Source organism: Glycomyces sp. NPDC046736 (genome assembly GCF_040645615.1).
In the GTDB taxonomy this organism is placed as follows: Bacteria; Actinomycetota; Actinomycetes; order Mycobacteriales; family Micromonosporaceae; genus Glycomyces.
On the sequence record NZ_JBEYYO010000023.1, the window covers coordinates 1 to 18,773 of the forward strand.

Annotated in this window: 18 protein-coding genes; 11 read left to right on the forward strand and 7 right to left on the reverse strand. The window is 70.7% G+C overall.

Going from position 1 to position 18,773, the window contains the following annotated elements; translation table 11 throughout:
- Nucleotides 1–307 precede the first annotated feature (307 nt).
- The 5 genes from AB0B28_RS19900 (at nucleotide 308) to AB0B28_RS19920 (ending at nucleotide 5,606) form a co-directional block, all read left to right on the forward strand.
- Complete coding sequence (locus tag AB0B28_RS19900; protein ID WP_360123448.1) at nucleotides 308–613, forward strand: hypothetical protein; 306 nt, start codon at nucleotides 308–310, stop codon at nucleotides 611–613.
- Between the two features lie 162 nt (nucleotides 614–775).
- Nucleotides 776–1,579: a glutamate racemase gene (gene murI / locus AB0B28_RS19905; RefSeq protein WP_360123451.1), complete on the forward strand. Its 804-nt coding sequence runs from the start codon at nucleotides 776–778 to the stop codon at nucleotides 1,577–1,579.
- Between the two features lie 6 nt (nucleotides 1,580–1,585).
- Nucleotides 1,586–2,344: an MBL fold metallo-hydrolase gene (locus tag AB0B28_RS19910; RefSeq protein ID WP_360123454.1), complete on the forward strand. Its 759-nt coding sequence runs from the start codon at nucleotides 1,586–1,588 to the stop codon at nucleotides 2,342–2,344.
- 77 nt (nucleotides 2,345–2,421) lie between these two features.
- Nucleotides 2,422–4,224, forward strand: coding sequence for a hypothetical protein (locus AB0B28_RS19915; RefSeq protein ID WP_360123457.1), 1,803 nt, complete (start codon nucleotides 2,422–2,424; stop codon nucleotides 4,222–4,224).
- 146 nt (nucleotides 4,225–4,370) lie between these two features.
- Nucleotides 4,371–5,606, forward strand: coding sequence for a deoxyguanosinetriphosphate triphosphohydrolase (locus AB0B28_RS19920; RefSeq protein ID WP_360123649.1), 1,236 nt, complete (start codon nucleotides 4,371–4,373; stop codon nucleotides 5,604–5,606).
- A 14-nt stretch (nucleotides 5,607–5,620) separates the two neighbouring features.
- Here AB0B28_RS19920 and trmB read toward each other — a convergent pair whose 3' ends face one another.
- Entirely contained in the window at nucleotides 5,621–6,310 is a 690-nt protein-coding gene (gene trmB, locus AB0B28_RS19925) for a tRNA (guanosine(46)-N7)-methyltransferase TrmB (RefSeq protein ID WP_360123460.1), read from the reverse strand.
- Between the two features lie 39 nt (nucleotides 6,311–6,349).
- On the reverse strand, nucleotides 6,350–7,153 hold the full coding sequence (locus AB0B28_RS19930; RefSeq protein WP_360123462.1) for a hypothetical protein: 804 nt from the start codon (nucleotides 7,151–7,153) through the stop codon (nucleotides 6,350–6,352).
- Nucleotides 7,154–7,503: 350 nt separating this feature from the next.
- Between AB0B28_RS19930 and AB0B28_RS19935 the strand changes: the two genes are divergently transcribed.
- Both AB0B28_RS19935 and AB0B28_RS19940 read left to right on the forward strand, forming a co-directional pair.
- Nucleotides 7,504–10,002 (forward strand): sigma-70 family RNA polymerase sigma factor, encoded by a 2,499-nt coding sequence (locus tag AB0B28_RS19935; protein WP_360123465.1) that lies wholly within the window; start codon nucleotides 7,504–7,506, stop codon nucleotides 10,000–10,002.
- Nucleotides 10,003–10,400: 398 nt separating this feature from the next.
- Nucleotides 10,401–10,916 (forward strand): GtrA family protein, encoded by a 516-nt coding sequence (locus AB0B28_RS19940; RefSeq protein ID WP_360123468.1) that lies wholly within the window; start codon nucleotides 10,401–10,403, stop codon nucleotides 10,914–10,916.
- Nucleotides 10,917–10,973: 57 nt separating this feature from the next.
- Here AB0B28_RS19940 and AB0B28_RS19945 read toward each other — a convergent pair whose 3' ends face one another.
- The 3 genes from AB0B28_RS19945 to AB0B28_RS19955 form a co-directional block, all read right to left on the reverse strand.
- Nucleotides 10,974–11,507, reverse strand: coding sequence for a PH domain-containing protein (locus tag AB0B28_RS19945; protein ID WP_360123471.1), 534 nt, complete (start codon nucleotides 11,505–11,507; stop codon nucleotides 10,974–10,976).
- 107 nt (nucleotides 11,508–11,614) lie between these two features.
- Complete coding sequence (locus AB0B28_RS19950) at nucleotides 11,615–12,604, reverse strand: hypothetical protein (protein WP_360123474.1); 990 nt, start codon at nucleotides 12,602–12,604, stop codon at nucleotides 11,615–11,617.
- A gap of 43 nt (nucleotides 12,605–12,647) precedes the next feature.
- Nucleotides 12,648–13,448, reverse strand: a complete 801-nt coding sequence (locus AB0B28_RS19955; RefSeq protein ID WP_360123477.1) for a biotin--[acetyl-CoA-carboxylase] ligase — start codon at nucleotides 13,446–13,448, stop codon at nucleotides 12,648–12,650.
- Nucleotides 13,449–13,481: 33 nt separating this feature from the next.
- On the opposite strand from AB0B28_RS19955, the gene AB0B28_RS19960 reads away from it, so the two are divergent.
- The 4 genes from AB0B28_RS19960 (at nucleotide 13,482) to AB0B28_RS19975 (ending at nucleotide 17,157) form a co-directional block, all read left to right on the forward strand.
- Nucleotides 13,482–15,065 (forward strand): acyl-CoA carboxylase subunit beta, encoded by a 1,584-nt coding sequence (locus AB0B28_RS19960; protein WP_360123652.1) that lies wholly within the window; start codon nucleotides 13,482–13,484, stop codon nucleotides 15,063–15,065.
- A gap of 298 nt (nucleotides 15,066–15,363) precedes the next feature.
- Nucleotides 15,364–16,359 (forward strand): NYN domain-containing protein, encoded by a 996-nt coding sequence (locus tag AB0B28_RS19965; protein WP_360123480.1) that lies wholly within the window; start codon nucleotides 15,364–15,366, stop codon nucleotides 16,357–16,359.
- Nucleotides 16,360–16,363: 4 nt separating this feature from the next.
- Entirely contained in the window at nucleotides 16,364–16,567 is a 204-nt protein-coding gene (locus AB0B28_RS19970; protein WP_360123483.1) for an acyl-CoA carboxylase subunit epsilon, read from the forward strand.
- Nucleotides 16,564–17,157 carry a nucleoside triphosphate pyrophosphatase gene (locus AB0B28_RS19975; protein ID WP_360123486.1) on the forward strand — a complete coding sequence of 198 codons (594 nt, stop codon included), beginning with the start codon at nucleotides 16,564–16,566 and terminating at the stop codon, nucleotides 17,155–17,157. Before AB0B28_RS19970 ends, AB0B28_RS19975 begins: the two co-directional genes overlap by 4 nt.
- A gap of 73 nt (nucleotides 17,158–17,230) precedes the next feature.
- Here the strand turns inward: AB0B28_RS19975 and AB0B28_RS19980 are convergent, their stop codons facing one another.
- Nucleotides 17,231–17,959, reverse strand: coding sequence for an ankyrin repeat domain-containing protein (locus AB0B28_RS19980; RefSeq protein WP_360123489.1), 729 nt, complete (start codon nucleotides 17,957–17,959; stop codon nucleotides 17,231–17,233).
- On the reverse strand, nucleotides 17,959–18,543 hold the full coding sequence (locus AB0B28_RS19985) for a heme-binding protein (protein WP_360123492.1): 585 nt from the start codon (nucleotides 18,541–18,543) through the stop codon (nucleotides 17,959–17,961). The genes AB0B28_RS19980 and AB0B28_RS19985 overlap by 1 nt, the downstream gene beginning before the upstream one ends.
- Nucleotides 18,544–18,773: the final 230 nt, after the last annotated feature.

The following is an 18,773-nucleotide window of genomic DNA, read 5'->3' on the forward strand; positions in this document are numbered from 1 at the left end:
GGGGTTGACACACGCGGTCGGGCGTGTCGGTTCGCAGTCGCCCCCGAATCAATCATCGCGCGAAGGTACGACACTCTCTCGCCGCCGCCCGCCGCCCGCCGCCCGCCGCCCGCCCCCCGCCGCCCGCCGCCCGCCCCCCGCCGCCCGCCGACCCTCGTTGGTGCGGTTCTGAGCACTTTTCGGGGGTTGCTAGCCTGGCGGGATGAGTACCGGCCAGACGCGCGCTGCGATTCTCGAACAGAGCACCGGGCTTCCCCGTCAGGGGGAGGCGCCGAAGGCGGAGTCGGCTCCGTCCGGGGCGCTTCCGGTGACCTCTGATGCGCCGTTCAAGGCCGAGGCGCCCGTGGTGCGGCTTCGCAGGCTCGCGGGGGTGGCCTCGTGGGCGCTCGTGCTCGTGCTCGCCGGGGTGGCCTCGGCGATCGTGGGGCTGTTCCAGATCTTCGGGGACGGCCCGGACTGGTTCGCGCCCGCGTTCATCTCCGTCGGAGTGGCCGGGATGGTCCTGGCGATGATGGCCTTCGCGACCGTGCGGTTCCGCGGGGTGCCGTGGATGTTCATGGCCGCCTCCTCGGTCACGCTGCTCGCGGCGTTCGTGATGATCCGCCTGGCCTGAGGCCTGGCGAGGCGCCCCGACCCGGGCTGCGCCGCAACTCCTCCCAAGGCACATCACGCCCGGAAACGCAATGATTGTGGCGCTCGCCACGTTGTCATTTTGACGACATTCCCGTGGCGAGCAGGGGCGCGCGCGCCCGGAATGGACGTACGCTCGTAGCCCATGAACGACGCGCCCATCGGGATCTTCGACTCCGGTGTCGGAGGCCTGACAGTCGCCAGGGCGATCAGCGAACTGCTGCCCGCCGAGCGACTCGTCTACGTCGGCGACACCGCCCACGTCCCGTACGGTCCGCGGCCCATCGCCGAGGTCCGCAAGCTCTCACTCGACGTCTGCGACCACCTTGTCGAACAGGAGGTCAAGGCGCTCGTGATCGCCTGCAACTCCGCGTCGGCCGCGAGCCTGGCCGACGTCCGCGACCGGTACGACATCCCGGTCGTGGAGGTCATCAGGCCCGCCGTCCGCCGCGCGGTCGCCACGACGCGCAGCGGCCGGGTCGGGGTCCTCGGGACGGTCTCCACGATCTCCTCGGGCGCGTACCTGGACGCGTTCAACGCCGTCCCGGACGTCGAGGTGACCGCGGTCGCCTGCCCGGCGTTCGTGGATTTCGTGGAACGCGGTGTGACAACCGGCCGACAGCTCCTAGGGCTCGCCCAGGGGTACCTTGAGCCGCTACAGCAGTCCGACGTCGACACGGTCGTGTTGGGCTGCACCCACTATCCGCTGCTGACCGGACTCATAGGACTGGTGATGGGGGAGGACGTGACGCTGGTGAACTCCGCGAGCGAGAGCGCCCGCGAACTCTACCGCGTGCTCACCGAGCGCGACCTCCTCACGATGCGCACCGAACCCGCCGCGCACCGCTTCCTCGCGACCGGCGACCCCGAGGCCTTCACCAGGACCGCCCGCCGGTTCCTGGGGAACCTGTTCCCGAACGCGGCGGCGGCCGTACTCGATGAGGTGTGATCTGCCATGAAACTGACGATCATCGGATGCGCCGGCTCGTTTCCGGCCCCCGACACGCCCTGCTCCGCGTACCTCATCGAGGCCGAGGGCTACCGGCTCCTCATCGACTTCGGGACCGGTTCGCTCGGTGAGCTCCAGAAGCACGTCGACCCGCACCTGATCGACGCGGTCATCGTCACGCACCTGCACGCCGATCACTTCTTCGACGCGTGCGGCTACGCCGTCATGCGCCGCTACGCCCCCCAGGCCCCGGGGCACCCGGTCCCGCTGTACGGGCCCACCGGGGTCGGCCAGCGCATCGTCGCCGCCTACGGCGGCCAAGGCGAGCTGTGCCACCCCTCGCTCCACGACGTGTACGACTTCCGCGAGCTCCAGCCCGGCTCGTTCTCGCTGGGCCCGCTGTCGATCACCGTCGACCGGGTCGCGCACCCGGTGGAGACCTATGGCGTGCGCGTCGACCACGCCGGCTCCTCCCTGGCGTACACCTCCGACTCCGGGCCCTGCCAGGCCCTCGAATCGCTCGCCGCGCATTGCGACGTGCTCTTGGCCGAGGCCTCCTACCTGGAGGGACGCGACAATCCCAAGGACGTGCACCTCACCGGCAAGGAGGCGGGGGAGTACGCCACCAAGACCGGCGCCGAACGCCTGCTGCTGACCCACCTGGTGGAGCCGTGGGGTTCGCGAGAGCGCACTCTCGCCGAGGCCCGGGCCGCCTACACCGGACCGGTCGAAGTGGTCGAGCCCGGCCGCGTCTACGAGTTCTGACCCTTCCCGCGCCGGTCGTGGCCTGATTGGCACATTCTCGGGATACGGATGTCGCCTGCCCGCCGTAGCGTCGAAGCATGTCGAGCGATGGAAATCCCCAGTACTACCCGGGCCCGCCCTCTGGGCCCCCCGGGTATCCGCAGCAGCCTCCCTACCAGTCGCAGCAGCCGGGCTACGGGCCCGCGCCGCAGCCGTACGTGGAGCAGGGCGTGCCCCTGGCTCCGCACCAGGGCGCGGGCGGCCAGCCGCCTTACGTCCCGCCGGGCGCGTACACCCCCGTCCCGCCGCCCCCGCCCGGGCGCGGCGGTCGCGGCGCGAAGATCGCGATCGCCTCGATCCTGAGCGTCGCGGTCCTCCTGGCCGTCGGCGCGGTGGTCCTGTTCAAGTTCGTGCTGGTCAACGGTCCTGACCCGGCAGAGTCCTTCCCGGCCTCGGCCTCCATGTACGTCGAGGTCAACTTCGACCCGTCGTTCGACCAGACCCCGAAGCTCCTCGAACACCTCAGCAAGTTCGACGAGCTCGACTACGACTCCACCGACGACCTCCTGGCCGACCTCCTCGAAGAGTCCGGCCTCGAAGGTGTCGACGCCGAGGAGGACCTCTCGTCCTGGCTCGGCAAGCGCCACGGCATCGCCATGTGGGAGCACGACGGCGAGCAGTACGGCGTGGTCAGCCTCGCGAGCACCGACGCCGGCGCGGCCGAGGACGGCCTCGCGAAGTTCCGCGCCGCCTCCGGCGCCGAGACCGACCAGTGGGCCTACACCGTCGAGGACGACCACGTCCTCATGGTCTTCGGCGAGACCGACGCCGAGGACGCCCTGGCCGCGGCCGAGAGCGAAGCGGGCGACAAGCCCCTCTCCACCTCGTCCTCCTATGAGGAGGCCCGCTCCTGGCTCGACGGCGACCAGCTCATCGTGTCCTGGGTCGACATGGACGCCCTGTCCGACTTCGCCGCCGCCGAGGTCGGCGAGGAGGGCGCCGAGATGATCGAGCAGCTCTACTCGGGCCAGATGATCACCGGCCTGTCCGCGTTCGACGAGGGCTTCGAGCTCAACTACCGGCTCTTCGGCAGCGAGCAGGACGGCTGGGAGGGTTCGGAGAACCTCATCTCCGACATGGGCGACCTGCCCGCCGCCGACATCGCCGCCTCCGCGTACATCCCCGAGAACATCGGCGAGATGGTCGCCGAATGGCTCGGCATGTTCGAAGGCCTCTACGGTTACGGCGACGACTACGCGACCGGCTACGGCGAGCCGCTCACCGACGACGAGTACGCCGAGTACCTCGAACTGGAGTCCGGCTACTACGCCGGGACCCTCTCGGACGACCAGGTGGCCCGCTTCGAGGAGCTCCAGGACCGCTACTGGATGGCCGGGACCGAGGACGACCCGTACTACGACGACTACTCGAGCGGCGGCGACTTCGGCGAGATCGAGGACCAGGTCAACGAGGCCGCGGACCTCCTCGCCGGTGCCAGCCTCAGCTTCGCCGGGAGCTTCGACGACGCGGAAGGGGTCGACCCCGACTCGGCGTACTTCTCGGCGAACCTCGACGAGAACCGCGCCCAGGAGCTCGAAGACCTCATCGCCTCCTGGACCCAGGGCCAGCCGCTCCCCGAAGGCGTCGAAGTGGACGGTTCCGAGCTGTCCTACACCGGTTCCGACACCGGCTCGGGCAAGCTCTCCGACGACTCCCGCTTCGAGGACTTCGCCTCGGTGGCCCCCGACCGCTCGGCCGTGGCCGTGTGGATCGACCTGGCCGCCGCCCAGGAGTCCTTCCCCGGCGAGTTCGACGGCGCCGAGCCGCTCTCGGCCTTCGCCTGGGCCCACGGCAGCGAAGACGGCGACGGTGTCGGCGTCCTCCGCCTCTACCTGAAGTAACTCCCGACGGTTGCTCCACCGAGGGGACCGGCCGCGCGCTCGACACGCGGCCGGTCCCCTTCGCCGTGCCCCGTCCACCTCGTCTTCAGGGCCCGGCCAGTGGCGCGGGCTAAGCTCGACCCGTGACCGATCCCGCACTGCATCCCCTGGCCAAGCGCTGGCCCGCCGCGGAGCGGCTGGTGGCCGAGCCCGGTTCGGCGCGTTCGCCGTTCCAGCGCGACCGGGCCCGCATCCTCCACTCCGCGGGGTTTAGGCGGCTCGCCGACAAGACCCAGGTCCACACCGCGGGCACCGACGACTTCCTGCGCACCCGCCTCACCCACTCCCTCGAAGTCGCCCAGATCTCGCGCGAGCTCGGTTCGGCGCTCGGCTGCGACCCCGACGTGGTCGACTTGGCCGGACTCGCCCACGACCTGGGGCATCCCCCGTTCGGGCACAACGGCGAGGACGCCCTCCACGAGGCCGCCGCGGCGTGCGGCGGTTTCGAAGGCAACGCCCAGACCCTGCGGGTCGTGGCCCGCCTCGAAGCGAAGGTCCTCGACGCCGAGGGCGCCTCGGCCGGGCTCAACCTCACCCGCGCCTCACTCGACGCGATGTGCAAATACCCTTGGGCCGCAAGTGAGGGCGTGCGGAAGTTCGGCGTCTACGAGGACGACCGCGCGGTCTTCGACTGGTTCCGCGGCGGTGCCCCCGAACGCGCGAAGTGCTTGGAAGCCCAGGTCATGGACTGGTCCGACGACGTCGCCTATTCGGTGCACGACGTCGAGGACGGCCTCTACGGCGGCTACATCAACCTCGCGAAACTCATGGACGACGCGGGCGAGCAGGCCGCCGTCTGCGAAGACGCCGCGGGCCGCTACAGCGACGACTCGCCCGCCTCCCTCGGCGAGGCCCTGCGCGAACTGCTGCGCGATCCGCTCCTGGAACCCCTCCACGACTACGACGGCTCCTTCGGCGCTCAGGTCGCCCTCAAACGCGTCACCTCGGACATGGTGGGCCGCTTCGTGAAGGCCGCCGCTCGCGCCACCCGCGAGCAGTTCGGCGACGGCCAGCTGCGCCGCTACGACGCCGACCTGGTCGTCCCCGAGTCCGAGCGGATCCAGTGCGCGCTCCTCAAAGGCATCGCCTGGCGCTACGTGATGCGGCCGCGAGCGGCCGAGGACTGGTACACCCGTCAGCGGGAGATCCTGCGCGAACTGGTCGAGATGCTGTGCGACCGCGGCGCCGACGCCCTCGACCCGCAGTTCGCCGACGCCTGGAACCGAGCCGGTGACGACCCCGCCCGCCTCAGAGCAGTGGTCGACCAGGTCGCCTCCCTCACCGACGCCTCAGCCAAAGCCTGGCACCGCCGCCTCACCGACCGGACCGATCCGCTCGACTGAGCGAACGGACCCCGTTAGCGCTTGCGGAAGAGCAGGTCGAAGATTTCTCTGCCTGCTTTCACTCCTCGGCGTTCGAATTTTGTCACCGGGCGGTGGTCGGGGCGAGGGGCGAAGTCTTCTGCCGTGTTTTCCAGGGTCGGCTCGGCGGTGAGGACTTCCAGCATCTGGTCGGCGTAGTCGGCGATGTCGGTGGCGCAGTGGAAGACCCCGCCCGGGCGCAGGAGCCCAGAGAGGGTTCGCACGTGCTCGGGCTGGATGATGCGCCTCTTGTGGTGGCGCTTCTTGGGCCACGGGTCGGGGAAGTACACGCGCACCTCGTCCAGCGACTCCGGGGCCAGGGCCTCCCACAGCAGCGGCAGCGCGTCGCCCTGGTAGATCCGCAGGTTCGTCAGACCGCGCTCCTCGGCGCGGTCCATCAGGTCGGCGATGCCCTGCGGGTAGACCTCGACGGCGAGCAGGTCCCGGTCACGGTCGGCCGCGCCCATCGCGGCCGCGGCCTCGCCGTTGCCCGAACCGATCTCCAGCACCAGCGGCGCCTCGCGGCCGAACAGCTTCGCGAAGTCGATCCGGCCCTCGCCCGGCGCCCACTCCAGGCCGTAGCGCGGCCACAGCGACGCGAACGCCTCGTCATGGCGGGGCTTGTTGCGTCCCTGGCGGAAGTTGAACGTCAGGATATGGCGGTGCTGGGATTCCTCATCAGGCATAACCGCTCGATTCTAGCCGCAGCCCCGATGTGGCCCGGCTCAACGTTCGAGCTTCGCCGGAGCCTCGTAGGAGCGCCCCCGCACCCCCGCCGGGCCCTCGGGCCGCCGCGGGTCCGGACGCGGCGCGGGCGCAGCCTCGCCGCCGAGCGTCCCGTTCTCGAACAGGAACGACTCGCGGGGCTCAGCGTCCTCGTCGTCACCGTCGGGCTGCTCGGGCACGTACGTCGGCGGACCGACCTCCTCGTGCTCGGGCTCGGCGGTGATCATCGCCTTCGGGCGGCGGCGCATCCGCTTGGCCCGCTCGCGCAGGAAGTACACGTACCCGACCAGGGCCACGAGCGACAACCCGGCGCCGATCCAGAACCCAGGACCCGCGATCGCCACGCCCGCCAGTTCGAGCACGGTCAGCGCGATGAGCACGTAGAGGATCCGGCGATGGCGCCTGCGCCACCACTCGGCGCGCAACTGCCGAAGCCTTGCCTGCTCGTGCATCTGGGGTTCCTCGCCGGTCAACGACTCGTCGTCCTCCAACCGTACCGAGTCCCCCAGGCGCGTGCCGCGCCGCTCCCACCCGCGCGAGACGCCTTGGGCCGGAACGTCTTGCGAGTCCAAAAGGGCATCGAGCGAATCCTCGTCCCCGCCCTGTTCAGGCGTACCGAGGTCCGCGGTCCGGTGCGAAACGGGCCGCGCGGAACGCTCGGCCTCGCGCGAAAGCACGCGCGCGTCAGAGGAGGCCCGGTCGGCGATCATCCGCTCGTCCGGGTCGTAGCGGCGCACCAGCGCCGGGGTCAGGGCCAGCAGGGCCGTCGCGGCCAGCAGCGCCAGCAGCACCGAAGCGGGCATCGCTCACCTCCTCTGCGTTGTTCGCATCACACCATGCGGTTAGCCAACGGTACGCAATGGCCTGACGTATTTCCGACACTTGCCTGGAACCCGGACGGGAAGTCCCAATACCATCACACCTGGTCACAAACGCATCACGATCCATGGCCATGCAAGGTTTTCGCCCTAAACTCGCAGCAATGTCCAGTTCGCGGCGATCGTGTGCCAGAACCTCCGGACGGAGCGCAACTTGAGGCGTCCTCGATCGTTAACCCAAGGGAGACTTCGAGAACTCCTCTCCCCTAAGCGAGCACGACCCGAGCCCCCGATGGTACGAGCTCGGCGCAACCAGGAAGGAGCACCGGCGACCGATGCCCGAGACCGTACCCGCCGGCGATCCCCGCGGCGTGGACGAAGAGCCGATCACGGAGGACACCCCCGAGACCCGCTCCGACCCCGAACTCATCAACGCCACGCGCGGCGGCGACACCACCGCCTACGCCGAGCTCTACGAGCGCCACGTCCACTCCGCGCGCCGCCTCGCGCGCATCCTCTCGAGGGACCCGGCCGGCGCCGACGACCTCGTCTCCGAGACCTTCGCCAAGCTCCTCCACACCCTCCGCGAAGGCGCCGGACCCGACCTCGCCTTCCGCCCCTACATGCTCCAGACCCTCCGCAACACCTTCTACGACCGGGTCCGCCGCGACAAGCGCGTCGAGTTCACCGACGACCTCACCCCGCACGACTCCGGCGAGATCTTCGTCGACCCCGCCGTCGAGGGCCAGGAGCGCCGCTACGCCGCGCTCGCGTTCGGGAAGCTCCCCGAGCGCTGGCGGATGGTCCTGTGGCACACCGAGGTCGAGGAGGAATCCCCGGCCAAGATCGCGCGCCTGCTCGGCATGACCCCCAACGGGGTCTCCGCGCTGGCCTACCGGGCCCGCGAGCAGCTGCGGCAGAACTACCTCACCGAGCACGCGGCCGACTCGCCCCGCGAGGAGTGCCGCTGGACGGTCGACCGCCTGGGCGCTCGCGTGCGGGGCAAGCTCGGCGACCGCGACGCCACCAAAGTGGACGACCACTTGAACGCGTGCGTCACCTGCAACCTGCTGTTCGCCGAGCTCACCGAGCTCAACTCGGGACTGCGCGGCGTGCTCGCCGGCGTCCTGCTCGGCACCGCGGCGGCCCCGTACATCGCGGCCGGGGCGGTCTCGGCCGCCGGGCTCGTGGTGGGCGGGTTCATCGGGGTGGTGTTCGCGCCGTTCAAGGCCGCGTTCAACTGGGTCCGGCGCGTCGTGCAGCAGCTCGGCACCAAGGGCTCGGTCGCGACCGGCACCGCGGTGGCCGTGGCCGCCGCGGTCGTGGTCTTCGCGCTCACCGCGGGCGACGAGGCCGAGGACCCCCAGGCCGCGCCCGAGGAGACGATCATCGCCCCTTCGGACGAGTCCGAGGTCGAGGCCGAACCCGACCCCGACGACCCGATCCCGCCCGAGGACCCGGAGAACCCCGCCGACCCGGACGACCCGGCCGAGGAGACCTCGGATCCGGCCCCCGACGAGACCACGCCGCCCGCGGCCGAACCGGCCGCCTACGCGATCGAGCACGGCCTCGGCACCACCGGCCTGGTCGCCGGAGGCGAAGCGGTCCTGCCGATCCGGCTCGAAGCGCCCGGCGGGACCGGCGGCGCTTTCGCGCCGGTCGCGTCGAGGGACCCCGAGTCCGGGGCGGTCGAGCCCGCCTCAGGTTGGGGCCAGGCCGCCGCGACCGACCGCGTCACGCTCGACATCGAGTTCCCCGAAGGGATCTCGCTCGCGTCCGAGACCGCCGCGCCCGGTTGGACCTGCGTGGAGTCGGGCGCGGTCGTGAGCTGCTCGATCGCGAAGATGCCGTCGCCGGCCGAAGCGAACCTGCGCATCCTGATCGGCGCCGACGTCAGCGGCTACCAGACCTTCAAAGTCACCGTGGAGGGCCCGGGGATCAGCGGGACCACGTTCCTCAAGGTCCCGATCGCTCCCGCCGGAAGCCAGGTCGGGTACGCGAGCCTCGACGCCACGGGCGTGACCGCCGCGGGCAACACGTGGATGACCTGCTCGGTGCCCGGGTGCAAGGACGGCGCGCTCTACGGGGCGGGCGACCGCTGGCCGATGAAGGCGTACAAGCCCTCGGACGCGCCCGCCGGGCGCGAAGGCGAGGCCGTCTCGGGCGCGAAGCTCGACGTGCCGGGCGGCGCTGCGATCGCGTGGGCGGGCCTGTACTGGGCCGGTTCGCGCAGCGACCTGCCCTCGGAGGTCTCGCTGTACTCGAACGGCTCGTGGACGAGCCTGAGCGAGGACTCGCGGCGCGACACGGGTTCGGGGACGCAGGCGTTCACCGACGTGACGGGCCTGGTCTCGGGCGGCGGCGAGTTCTGGGTCGCCACGGACAACCACCAGCTGCCGGTCTCGGAGTGCGTCGGGTGGCCACTGGACGCGAGCACGGCGTGCGTCGGGCACCGCTGGGCGGGCTGGTCGCTCACGGTCGTGTACGCCGAGCCGGGCGCGGAGAAGAAGGAGGTCGCGGTCTACGACGGTGCTCCGGCCGCGGACACCGAGATCGCGGTCGAGGACGGCGGCCAGGTCGACATCGCCGCCACCCTGTGGGGCGGCTCGGCCTACCGCCGAGGCGACTCGCTCACCGCGGGCGGCAACGGCCTCGGCCAGCCCGCGACGTGCAGCGCGGCGGGCGCGGTCAACGGCGCGAACTGGTACGCGTTCGGCGTCGACGTCGCGGTCCATCGGACCTCGACCGGCGACAACGCGGTGATCCGCTTCACCCGAGGCGACGACCCGTTCATCGTGGGAGTGGTGGCGGTAGCGGCCCCGCACACCGACTGAGCATCGCCGCTCGAAGCCGCCTCGCCGCGATGCTGTGGAGCGGCCAGCGCGGCGACTGAGCATTGACCGTCTAGGCGACGCCTCGCTCGCGCCCGAGCCCGAGCCCGAGGAGGGTGTTCACTAGTCCGATGTTCGGTGACGCCTCGCTCGTGTGCGCTCCCGCGTTCGCCGTCTTCTGCGCCCCGGACGCCTCGGCGTTCTCTTTCGGGTGACATTTTCGTGAGGAACCCGATTTCGGGGCGATTCCTGTCGGTCCGGTCGGCGAGACTCGGCGCATTCTTCCCCTCTCGTGGTGGGCGGGGGTTGTGGACGGCCCCCCTGTTGAGCGCGATTTCAGCGTTCGGGAGCGGGAGTTCGCGTCTGTCGCCAAAGGGCTGCTGCGGGTAAGCTTTGGCGTGATGCCGACCTCGACAGACACCTCGCCCCCGCCCGCGGCCCGCAGTGCGGGGCTCGCCGCGCGCGCCGTCGACTTCGTCAAGCGCCATGCCGGGGAGCTCTCGCGGTTCGCAGGGGTCGGCGGCAGCGCGTACCTGATCGACCTCGGGCTGTTCAACCTGCTCTACCTCGGCTTCGACTGGGCCGACTGGAGCGCCAAGATCGTCTCCACCGTCATCGCCACCACGCTCGCGTTCCTGGGCAACCGGCACTGGACCTGGCGCGACCGCCGCGGCAGCGCCGCGGCCCACCGCCAGTACGTCCTCTACTTCTTCTTCAACGGCATCGGCCTGCTCATCGCCCTCGGCTGCCTGTGGGCCAACAGCGGCCTCGCCCAGGTCTGGCCCCAGTACTTCGGCTCCGACCTCGCGGTCAACCTCGCCGCGAACGTCGTCGGCGTCGGCCTGGCCACGGTCTTCCGCTTCTACGCCTACCGCACCTGGGTCTTCCCGCGCCACCCCGAACTCGTCGAAGCCTGACGCGGCAACGCGAACGACCCCGGCCTCCCGAAGGAGACCGGGGCCGCGAGCTTCCGATCAGGTGCCGTCGCCCTCGGGGCCGGCGCCCGAGCGCCGCGAGCGGTCGTCCTCGGCGAGCTGATAGAGCAGGGCCTTGGTCTTGTCGACCCTCGGCACGTCGATGAGGTTGATCTCGCCGTCGTCCGAAGCGGAGTCGATGTTCATGTCGCCGAAGCCGAAGATCCGCTCCCACACGTTCTGCGTGTACGACACGGTGTTGACGCGGGCGAGCGGGATGTGGCGGCTCTCGCGGGTCACCAGGCCGTCGCGCCACATGACGCGCTGGTCGGTGATCACGTAATGGGTCGAGCGCCAGCGGATCCACGGGATCACCGAGAGCCACACCAGCAGGGCGATGGTGAGGACGACCTCGGCGAGCACCAGCCAGATCTTCCCCTCCCACTCCATGCGGGAGGTGAAGGTGATGGCGATGGCGCCGATGCAGAGGAAGACCACGAACCACAGGACGGGTCCGACGCCTTCCTTCCAGTGCGGGCGGGTGTGCAGTTTGACCACTTCGCCGCGGGCGAGCTGATCGTCGGGATATCCCACTGCGGACCTCCAGGAGTGAGAACGGGCGGGGGCGGTGCATTTGTTCAAAAGCACAGTACAACACCGAGGCTCCGCGTCCGGCCCCCCGATTGCCGCCGCCTGGACTCCTAAGGCACCCAGCCGTTCTTGGCCGCGTGCCAGCCGAGTTGGATCCGAGTGTCCACATCGGCCAGGTCCATGAGCTCGCGGACCCGCCGCTGGACGGTGCGCAGTCCGATGCCCAGTTTGGACGCGATGGACTGGTCGGTCAGGCCCGCGATGAGCAGGCCCAGCAGGACCGCGTCGTCCTCGTCGATGCGCGCGCCGTCGGCGATGCCGGAGGTCGCGGGCACTCCCGCGGCCCACAGCTGCTCGAAGAGTGCTCCCGCGAGCTCGACTATGGACCGGTTGCCGGTCACGATGGCCTTCGGGCGGCCTTCGCCGGGCTGCTCGATCACCGCGGTCCGGTCGTCCACGACCAGCAGTTTCAGCGGCAGCCGCTTGGCGAAGCGGACCTCGTCGCCCGAGCCGAGCGCTTGGCGCACATGGTCGACGTACGGGTCGTCGAGCACGGTCCGGTCGAACAGCATCCGGTGGTGCACGCCGCGCTCCTGGAGCCCGAGGTGCAGCGCCGACTCGGGCGCGGGCAGGACCATCGGCGGCCGCACGAACGTGCGCAGGTGCTCCTCGGCCGACCCTTTGAGCTGCCGCAGCCGCGAGCGGATCGCCTCGGCGCCGGTGACGACCTCCCAGCTGCCGTGCCCGCCTCCGATGCCCCCGCCGGGCCCGGCCCGGCGGATGCCCAGGAGCTCGCGCAGCGCCTCGTACTCGCCGAGGACCTCGCCCAGCTGCGAGGCGATGCGCCCGCCCAGGACCGCGTCGGGCCCGACCGCGCGGAAGCGCGAATCGGCGACCATGGTGGCGTACCCGTCCTCGACCAGCCGCTCCAGCACGGCCTTCACCTCGGAAGCGGGCCTGCCGGACTCGGCGGCCAGGTGCGCCTCGGTGGCGTCGGACTTGGCGAGCAGCAGCCGGTACAGCGCCTCGCCGTCAGGGTCGAGACCGGTCGGCCCCTGGTGCCGGGTGAGGGGCCGCTGCGGATCCTGATGTTCGGTCAAGGCGCCACTCCTCGGTAGCGGATTCGTTCGCGGTGAATGCGGCTCAGTCCCGGGGTCGCAGGTGGACGACGTCTCCTGCGGCGACCGTCTCCACCGCGCCTGCGCCGTCGGGGGCGACTTGCAGGCGACCGTCGGCGTCGATGCCGACCGCGCGGCCCGAAAGGCTGCGGCCGTTCGGGAACGATACCGCGACATGGCGTCCCAAGGTGGCGGAGTTTCGCTGCCAGCGCTCGATCACCGAGGCCGGGCCGCGCTCGTTCCACGACTGGTACACGGCACCGACGTGGGCGAGGAACTCCGCGGCGATCACTTCGCGGTCGAGCGCGGTCGCGCCCGCGAGCAGCAGCGACGTGGCTTCGGGGACGGGCAGTTCGTCCTCGGTGAGGGACACGTTCAGGCCCGCGCCCATGACGACCGCGCCGCCTTCGGCCTGGGCGAGGATGCCGCAGACCTTGCGGCCGTCGAGGAGCACGTCGTTGGGCCATTTGAGTTTGGCGCTCAACCCGCACACGGCTTTGAGGGTCTCCTCCAGCGCCACGGCCGTGAGCAGGCTCAAGGTGCCCCAGGTCTCGCGGGGTGCGGTGGGGCGCAGCAGGAACGACATGGTCAAGCCTGCGCGGGCCGGGCTGGTCCAGCGGCGGTCCAGGCGCCCTCGGCCGCTCGACTGCTCTTCGGCGATGAGGACGCGGCCCTCTTCGGCGCCGTGCCGGGCGGCCTCGGCGAGGTCCGCGTTCGTGGATCCAGTGACCCCGACCACATTGACCTCGGTCCAGAAGTCGGACTTCTCCGACAACAGCGACCAGAGGGCATGGCGGTCCAGTGGCTTTCTCGTCGGTGTGCTCACGCACATAGCGTAGCCACAGGTCGGGCCGATACGATCCGAAGCGTGACCGACATCGACTTCCACACGACCGCCGGGCGGCTCACCGACCTGGCCGAGCGCCTCTCAGAAGCGGCGACCGGGAACCCCCGGGCGATCGAGAAGCAGCACGAGAAGGGCAAGCGCACCGCCCGCGAGCGGCTCGAAGAGCTCCTCGACGAGGGGTCGTTCGTCGAACTCGACGCTTTGACGCGGCACCGATCCACCAACTTCGGGATGGAGGCCAACCGGCCCTACGGCGACGGCGTCGTGACCGGCTACGGCACCATCGAAGGCCGCGAGGTGTGCGTGTTCGCCCAGGACTTCACCGTCCTCGGCGGCTCGCTCGGGCAGGTCTCGGGTGAGAAGATCACCAAGATCCAGGACCTGGCGCTGCGCACCGGCCGCCCCATCATCGGCATCTCCGACTCCGGCGGCGCCCGCATCCAGGAGGGTGTGGCCTCCCTGGGCGGCTACTCCGACATCTTCTTCCGCAACGTGCGCGCCTCCGGGGTCATCCCGCAGATCTCGCTGATCATGGGCCCGTGCGCGGGCGGCGCGGTGTACTCGCCGGCGATCACCGACTTCACGGTGATGGTCGACCAGACCAGCCACATGTTCATCACCGGGCCCGACGTGGTCCGGGCCGTGACCGGCGAGGACGTCGGCATGGAGGAGCTGGGCGGGGCCCGCACTCACAACGCGGTCGCCGGGAACGCGCACTACCTGGCCTCGGACGAGTCCGACGCGCTGGAGTACGTCAAGCACCTGCTCTCCTATCTGCCCTCGAACAACCTCGACGAGCCGCCGGCGTTCGAGTCCAAGGACTTCGACCTCGACATCACCGCCGACGACCTGGCGCTGGACACCGTCATCCCCGATTCGGCGAACCAGCCGTACGACATGCACAAGGTCCTCGAATCGGTGCTCGACGACGGCGAGTTCCTGGAGACCCAGCCGCTGTTCGCGAAGAACATCATCACCGGGTTCGGGCGCCTCGACGGCAAGCCCGTGGGCGTCGTCGCCAACCAGCCCATGCACTTCGCCGGCTGCCTCGACATCGACGCCTCGGAGAAGGCCGCACGGTTCATCCGGTTCTGCGACGCGTTCAACATCCCGATCATCTCCTTTGTGGACGTCCCCGGGTTCCTCCCGGGCACCTCGCAGGAGCACGACGGGATCATCCGCCGCGGCGCGAAGCTGATCTACGCGTACGCCGAGGCCACGGTGCCGAAGCTGACGGTCGTGACGCGCAAGGACTACGGCGGCGCGTACTGCGTCATGGGCTCCAAGGGCGTGGGCGCGGACCTGAACCTGGCGTGGCCGACCGCCGAGATCGCGGTCATGGGCTCGCAGGGCGCGGTCAACATCCTCTACCGCCGCGAGCTGGCGAAGGCCGACGACGAGCAGGCCAAGCGAGCCGAGCTCATGTCCGAGTACGAGCAGAAGCTCAACAACCCGTACACGGCGGCCGAGCTCGGCTACATCGACGCGGTCATCCAACCGCGCGAGACCCGCGCGATGCTGGTGCGCGGTCTGCGCATGAACGCCTCGAAGCGCGACGAACTCCCCGCCAAGAAGCACGGCAACATCCCGCTCTAAGAATTAACGAAGGGCGGCGGACGCAGAAGCGCCCGCCGCCCTTCGCCGTACGCGATCCGTTCTCATGCCGGATCTCCCGCCTCGTCGGAAGCGCTCTCTCACCCGATCCGGTGAGGGTGGCGCGCGTCCGGTTCGGGCCCGCCCGCGTTTACCGGGCGAAACCCGGTTGCCACGCGGAGCGGCGTGCACCACTCCCCTCCGGGGAGTGCGATCCGGGTACCGTCTTAGAGAGCTGGGGGAAGCGGGACGAATCGTCCCGCCGGATGTTGGGAGTGGGCAGATGACACCAATCGGAGGAATGCTTCCAGGACTGCCTTCCCGGCGGTACGCGATCCTGATCGACGTCGGCTACCTCTACGCGGCCGCCGCCGAGCTCCTGCTCGAAGCCACCTCCCGGCGCGACTACCGCGTGGACGCCGAGAAGCTCATCAAATCGCTCATCGAACGCGCGGCACACCGCCTCTCCGACGGCGAACTCCTCCGCCTCTACTGGTTCGACGCGGCCCGCGACCGCGTGCCCACCGTCGACCAGCGCGTCATCGCCAACATGGAATACGTCAAGGTCCGCCTCGGGAACCTCAACTCGCGCGGCCAGCAGAAGGGCGTCGACGCGCAGATCCGCTCCGACCTCGAACTCCTGGCCCGCCACCGCGCCATCCACGAGGCGATCCTCCTCGCCGGCGACGAGGACATGGTCCCGGCCGTCGAGGTCGCCCAGGCCTACGGCGTGCGCGTCCACCTCTGGGGCGTCGAACCCCCCTACGGCACCAACCAGGCCGAGCGCCTGGTGTGGGAGTCCGACACGGTCGAGACCATCGAGTCCGAGGACCTGCGCGCCTACTTCACCAAGAACGGCACCGCCGCCGCGGCCACGTTCAACATGGTCGGCGCCCCGATGGCCCAGCCCGAACCGCGCGTGCCCAGCCCGGCCGCCGTCTTCGGCCAGCGCCAGTCCGTGGCGGTGACCATGAACGCGGCCGACGCCCTCGCGCAGGCCGAGTCGGCCCGCCCGAAGTTCGTGCGCACGACCCAGACCGGTGAGAAGCTCGACCCCGAGACCGTGCGCTCGGTCGGGGAGTACGTTGGCCACAAGTGGCTCTTGACCCGCGGCGCGGACAATATCGCCGACCTGTTGCCGGGCCCGCAGCTGCCCACCGTCATCGACAAGGAGCTGCTGGTGGAAGCCGAGAAGGAACTCGGTTACTCTCTACGCGACCACCCCGAAGCGCGGATCTGGGTCCGCGACGGGTTCTGGGAGCGGGTGCACCGCGAATTCGACTTCGACGAGGAGTAGCGCGATGGAGCTCAAGGTCCTGCGGGGCAACCCGAGCGACGAGGAACTGGCCGCCCTGGTCGGCCTGATCACGGCGCTGCCGCGAGCCGAGGAGGAGACCGAGGTCCCCGGACGCCGAGCCGCCTGGTCGAACCCGGGCCTGCGCCTGCGGGTCCGCCGGTCCTGGCGCGAGGCCGCCGTCCCGGCCCGCCGGGGGACCGACCGTTGACCCGGCCGTTCGTGCTGGCCTCGCAGTCGCCCGCGCGTCGGGAGCTGCTCAAGGCCGCCGGGATCGAGCCGCAGGTCATCGTCTCGGGCGTGGACGAGAGCCGCGTCATGGGCGAGGACCCGGCCGAGCTGGCGAACGCGCTGGCCGAGATGAAGGCCGAGGCGGTCCTGAATCTGGTCAGCCCGGAGTCGCTCGTACTCGGCTGCGATTCGGTGCTGCACTTCGGGCGCGAGATCCTCGGCAAGCCCGAGGGCCCCGAGGAGGCCACCTCGCGATGGAAGCGCATGCGGGGCAACTCCGGCACCCTGTGGACCGGGCACTGCCTGATCGACCCGGCCGCGGATCGGCGGGTCGTGCGCGCCTCGGGGACCGTGGTGCACTTCGCCGAGGTCGCCGACGAGGAGATCGCCGCGTATGTGGCAACCGGTGAGCCGCTGCACGTGGCCGGCTCGTTCACGCTCGACGGCTACGGTTCGGCGTTCATCGACAGGATCGAAGGCGACCCCGGCACGGTGATCGGCCTGTCGATGCCGTTGCTGCGGAACATGCTCGGCGAGCTGGAGATCCCGCTCCACGGCCTTTGGAGTTAGCCTCGGCGACGCTCGCGAGCCGTCGCCGAGCGCAGCGAACGGGCTCCGATACCGCCCGGAGTTCGCACACCGCTCAGCTCAGCAGGTCCTCGATGACCTGGTAGCCCCTTTCGCGCGCGTGCTGCAACGCGGTGCGGCCGTTCCGATCGGCGATGCCCGCGTCGGCTCCCGCGCCGAGCAGCTCCGCGACGATCTCCTGGTGCGGTTCGTCGCCGTCGCCGAGGGCCACGGCTTCGAGGAGCGCGGTCCAGCCGTTGAAGTTGACGCGGTCGATCTCGGTCGCGATGTCGGTGGCCGCCAGGACTTCCCGCACGTAGTCGACGTGGCCGCGTTCGGCGGCCGGGTGCAGTGGGCTGCCGCCGCGCCGGTTGGGGATCGCGAGGTCGGGCCCGGTCGGGAGCAGGACGCGCATCATCGCGACCGAACCGGTCACGCCGCACGTGACCCACGGCGTGTCGCCGAGGTCGTCGGGCGCGTCCGGGTCGGCGTTCGCGTCCACCAGCGCCCGGGCGACCTCGACGCGGTCACCCAACGCCGCCAGCATGAGCGGGCTCCGGCCCTCGTCGTCGCGAGCCTCGACGTCCGCACCCTGGGCCAGCAGCGTCGCAACCGCTGCGGCCTCCCCGGCCTCGGCCGCCGCCAGCAGCTCCGCGTCGAATGCCCCGGGGCGAACCCCGCCGGGCCTGGCCTGGTCCCCCTGCGGCCTCGACTCGCGCGGCCGGGGGACCGGAGCGCAGGCGGCGAGCAGGCCGAGGCCCGCGCTGAGCGCCGCCCGGCGCCCGATCCCCTTGCGCGCGTGCATTACCGGTCGGCGTTCTCGAGCGCGGCGAGTCCGGCGAGGGCGATCTCCTCGTCGATGTCGCCCGACGGGGCCCCGCCGACGCCGATGCCCGCGATGGGCGCGCCGTCGAAGGTCACCGGGACGCCGCCCGCGAGGAACAGGGTTCCGGGGATGTCGGCGATGCTCGGCGCGTCACCGGTCGCGCCCTCGGTCAGCGCGCTGGTCGGCTGGCCCCACGAGGCGGCCGTGTACGCCTTCCGCTCGGCCGAGTCGGGGCTCTGCGGGCCCGCGCCGTCGCCCTTGACCATCGCGATGGTGTTCCCGTTGCGGTCCACGATCGCCACGGTGACGCGCTGGTCGAGTTCGGCGGCCTTGTCCTGCGCGGCGTCGAGCATCGCGAGCGCGGCCTCGTGGGTGAGCGCGTTCGCGGTGCGCACGCCCTCCTCCTGGACGTCGGCGACCGCGATCGTCTCGACCGGCGCGGCCTCGGCGGTGGTCCCGGGGGCGGCGTAGGCGCTCAGGCCCACGATCCCGCCGACGACGGCGAGGCCGGTGACCGCGCCGATGGCGAGGCGCTTGCGGAAGGTCTGGGGCATGGCGTTCATTGCTGACTCCTTGAAATCTCGGGTCCGGCGCTCCGGCCGGTGTGCCCTCAATGCTCCCGAGCGGCGGACCCGCCCGCATCGAGCCGAAGACGGGTCTTGCCGCGCCGGGCGATGGACCCCGCTTCTCCACCTTTCGATTGATGCGCCCAGCGTGCGGGGCGGGCACGCTCGAAGCGCACGCCCGCGCCACGAACCCTATAGGATATATCCTATATGATATAGGATTTCTG

What these genes read in the sequence shown, in the direction of transcription:
- murI (WP_360123451.1), top strand. Translation starts at nt 776, where the DNA reads ATGAACGACGCGCCCATCGGGATCTTCGACTCCGGTGTCGGAGGCCTG.
- AB0B28_RS19965 (WP_360123480.1), top strand. Translation starts at nt 15,364, where the DNA reads ATGCTTCCAGGACTGCCTTCCCGGCGGTACGCGATCCTGATCGACGTC.
- AB0B28_RS19985 (WP_360123492.1), bottom strand. Translation starts at nt 18,543, where the DNA reads ATGAACGCCATGCCCCAGACCTTCCGCAAGCGCCTCGCCATCGGCGCG.
- AB0B28_RS19915 (WP_360123457.1), top strand. Translation starts at nt 2,422, where the DNA reads ATGTCGAGCGATGGAAATCCCCAGTACTACCCGGGCCCGCCCTCTGGG.
- AB0B28_RS19980 (WP_360123489.1), bottom strand. Translation starts at nt 17,959, where the DNA reads ATGCACGCGCGCAAGGGGATCGGGCGCCGGGCGGCGCTCAGCGCGGGC.
- AB0B28_RS19970 (WP_360123483.1), top strand. Translation starts at nt 16,364, where the DNA reads ATGGAGCTCAAGGTCCTGCGGGGCAACCCGAGCGACGAGGAACTGGCC.
- AB0B28_RS19935 (WP_360123465.1), top strand. Translation starts at nt 7,504, where the DNA reads ATGCCCGAGACCGTACCCGCCGGCGATCCCCGCGGCGTGGACGAAGAG.
- AB0B28_RS19910 (WP_360123454.1), top strand. Translation starts at nt 1,586, where the DNA reads ATGAAACTGACGATCATCGGATGCGCCGGCTCGTTTCCGGCCCCCGAC.
- AB0B28_RS19940 (WP_360123468.1), top strand. Translation starts at nt 10,401, where the DNA reads ATGCCGACCTCGACAGACACCTCGCCCCCGCCCGCGGCCCGCAGTGCG.
- AB0B28_RS19930 (WP_360123462.1), bottom strand. Translation starts at nt 7,153, where the DNA reads ATGCCCGCTTCGGTGCTGCTGGCGCTGCTGGCCGCGACGGCCCTGCTG.
- trmB (WP_360123460.1), bottom strand. Translation starts at nt 6,310, where the DNA reads ATGCCTGATGAGGAATCCCAGCACCGCCATATCCTGACGTTCAACTTC.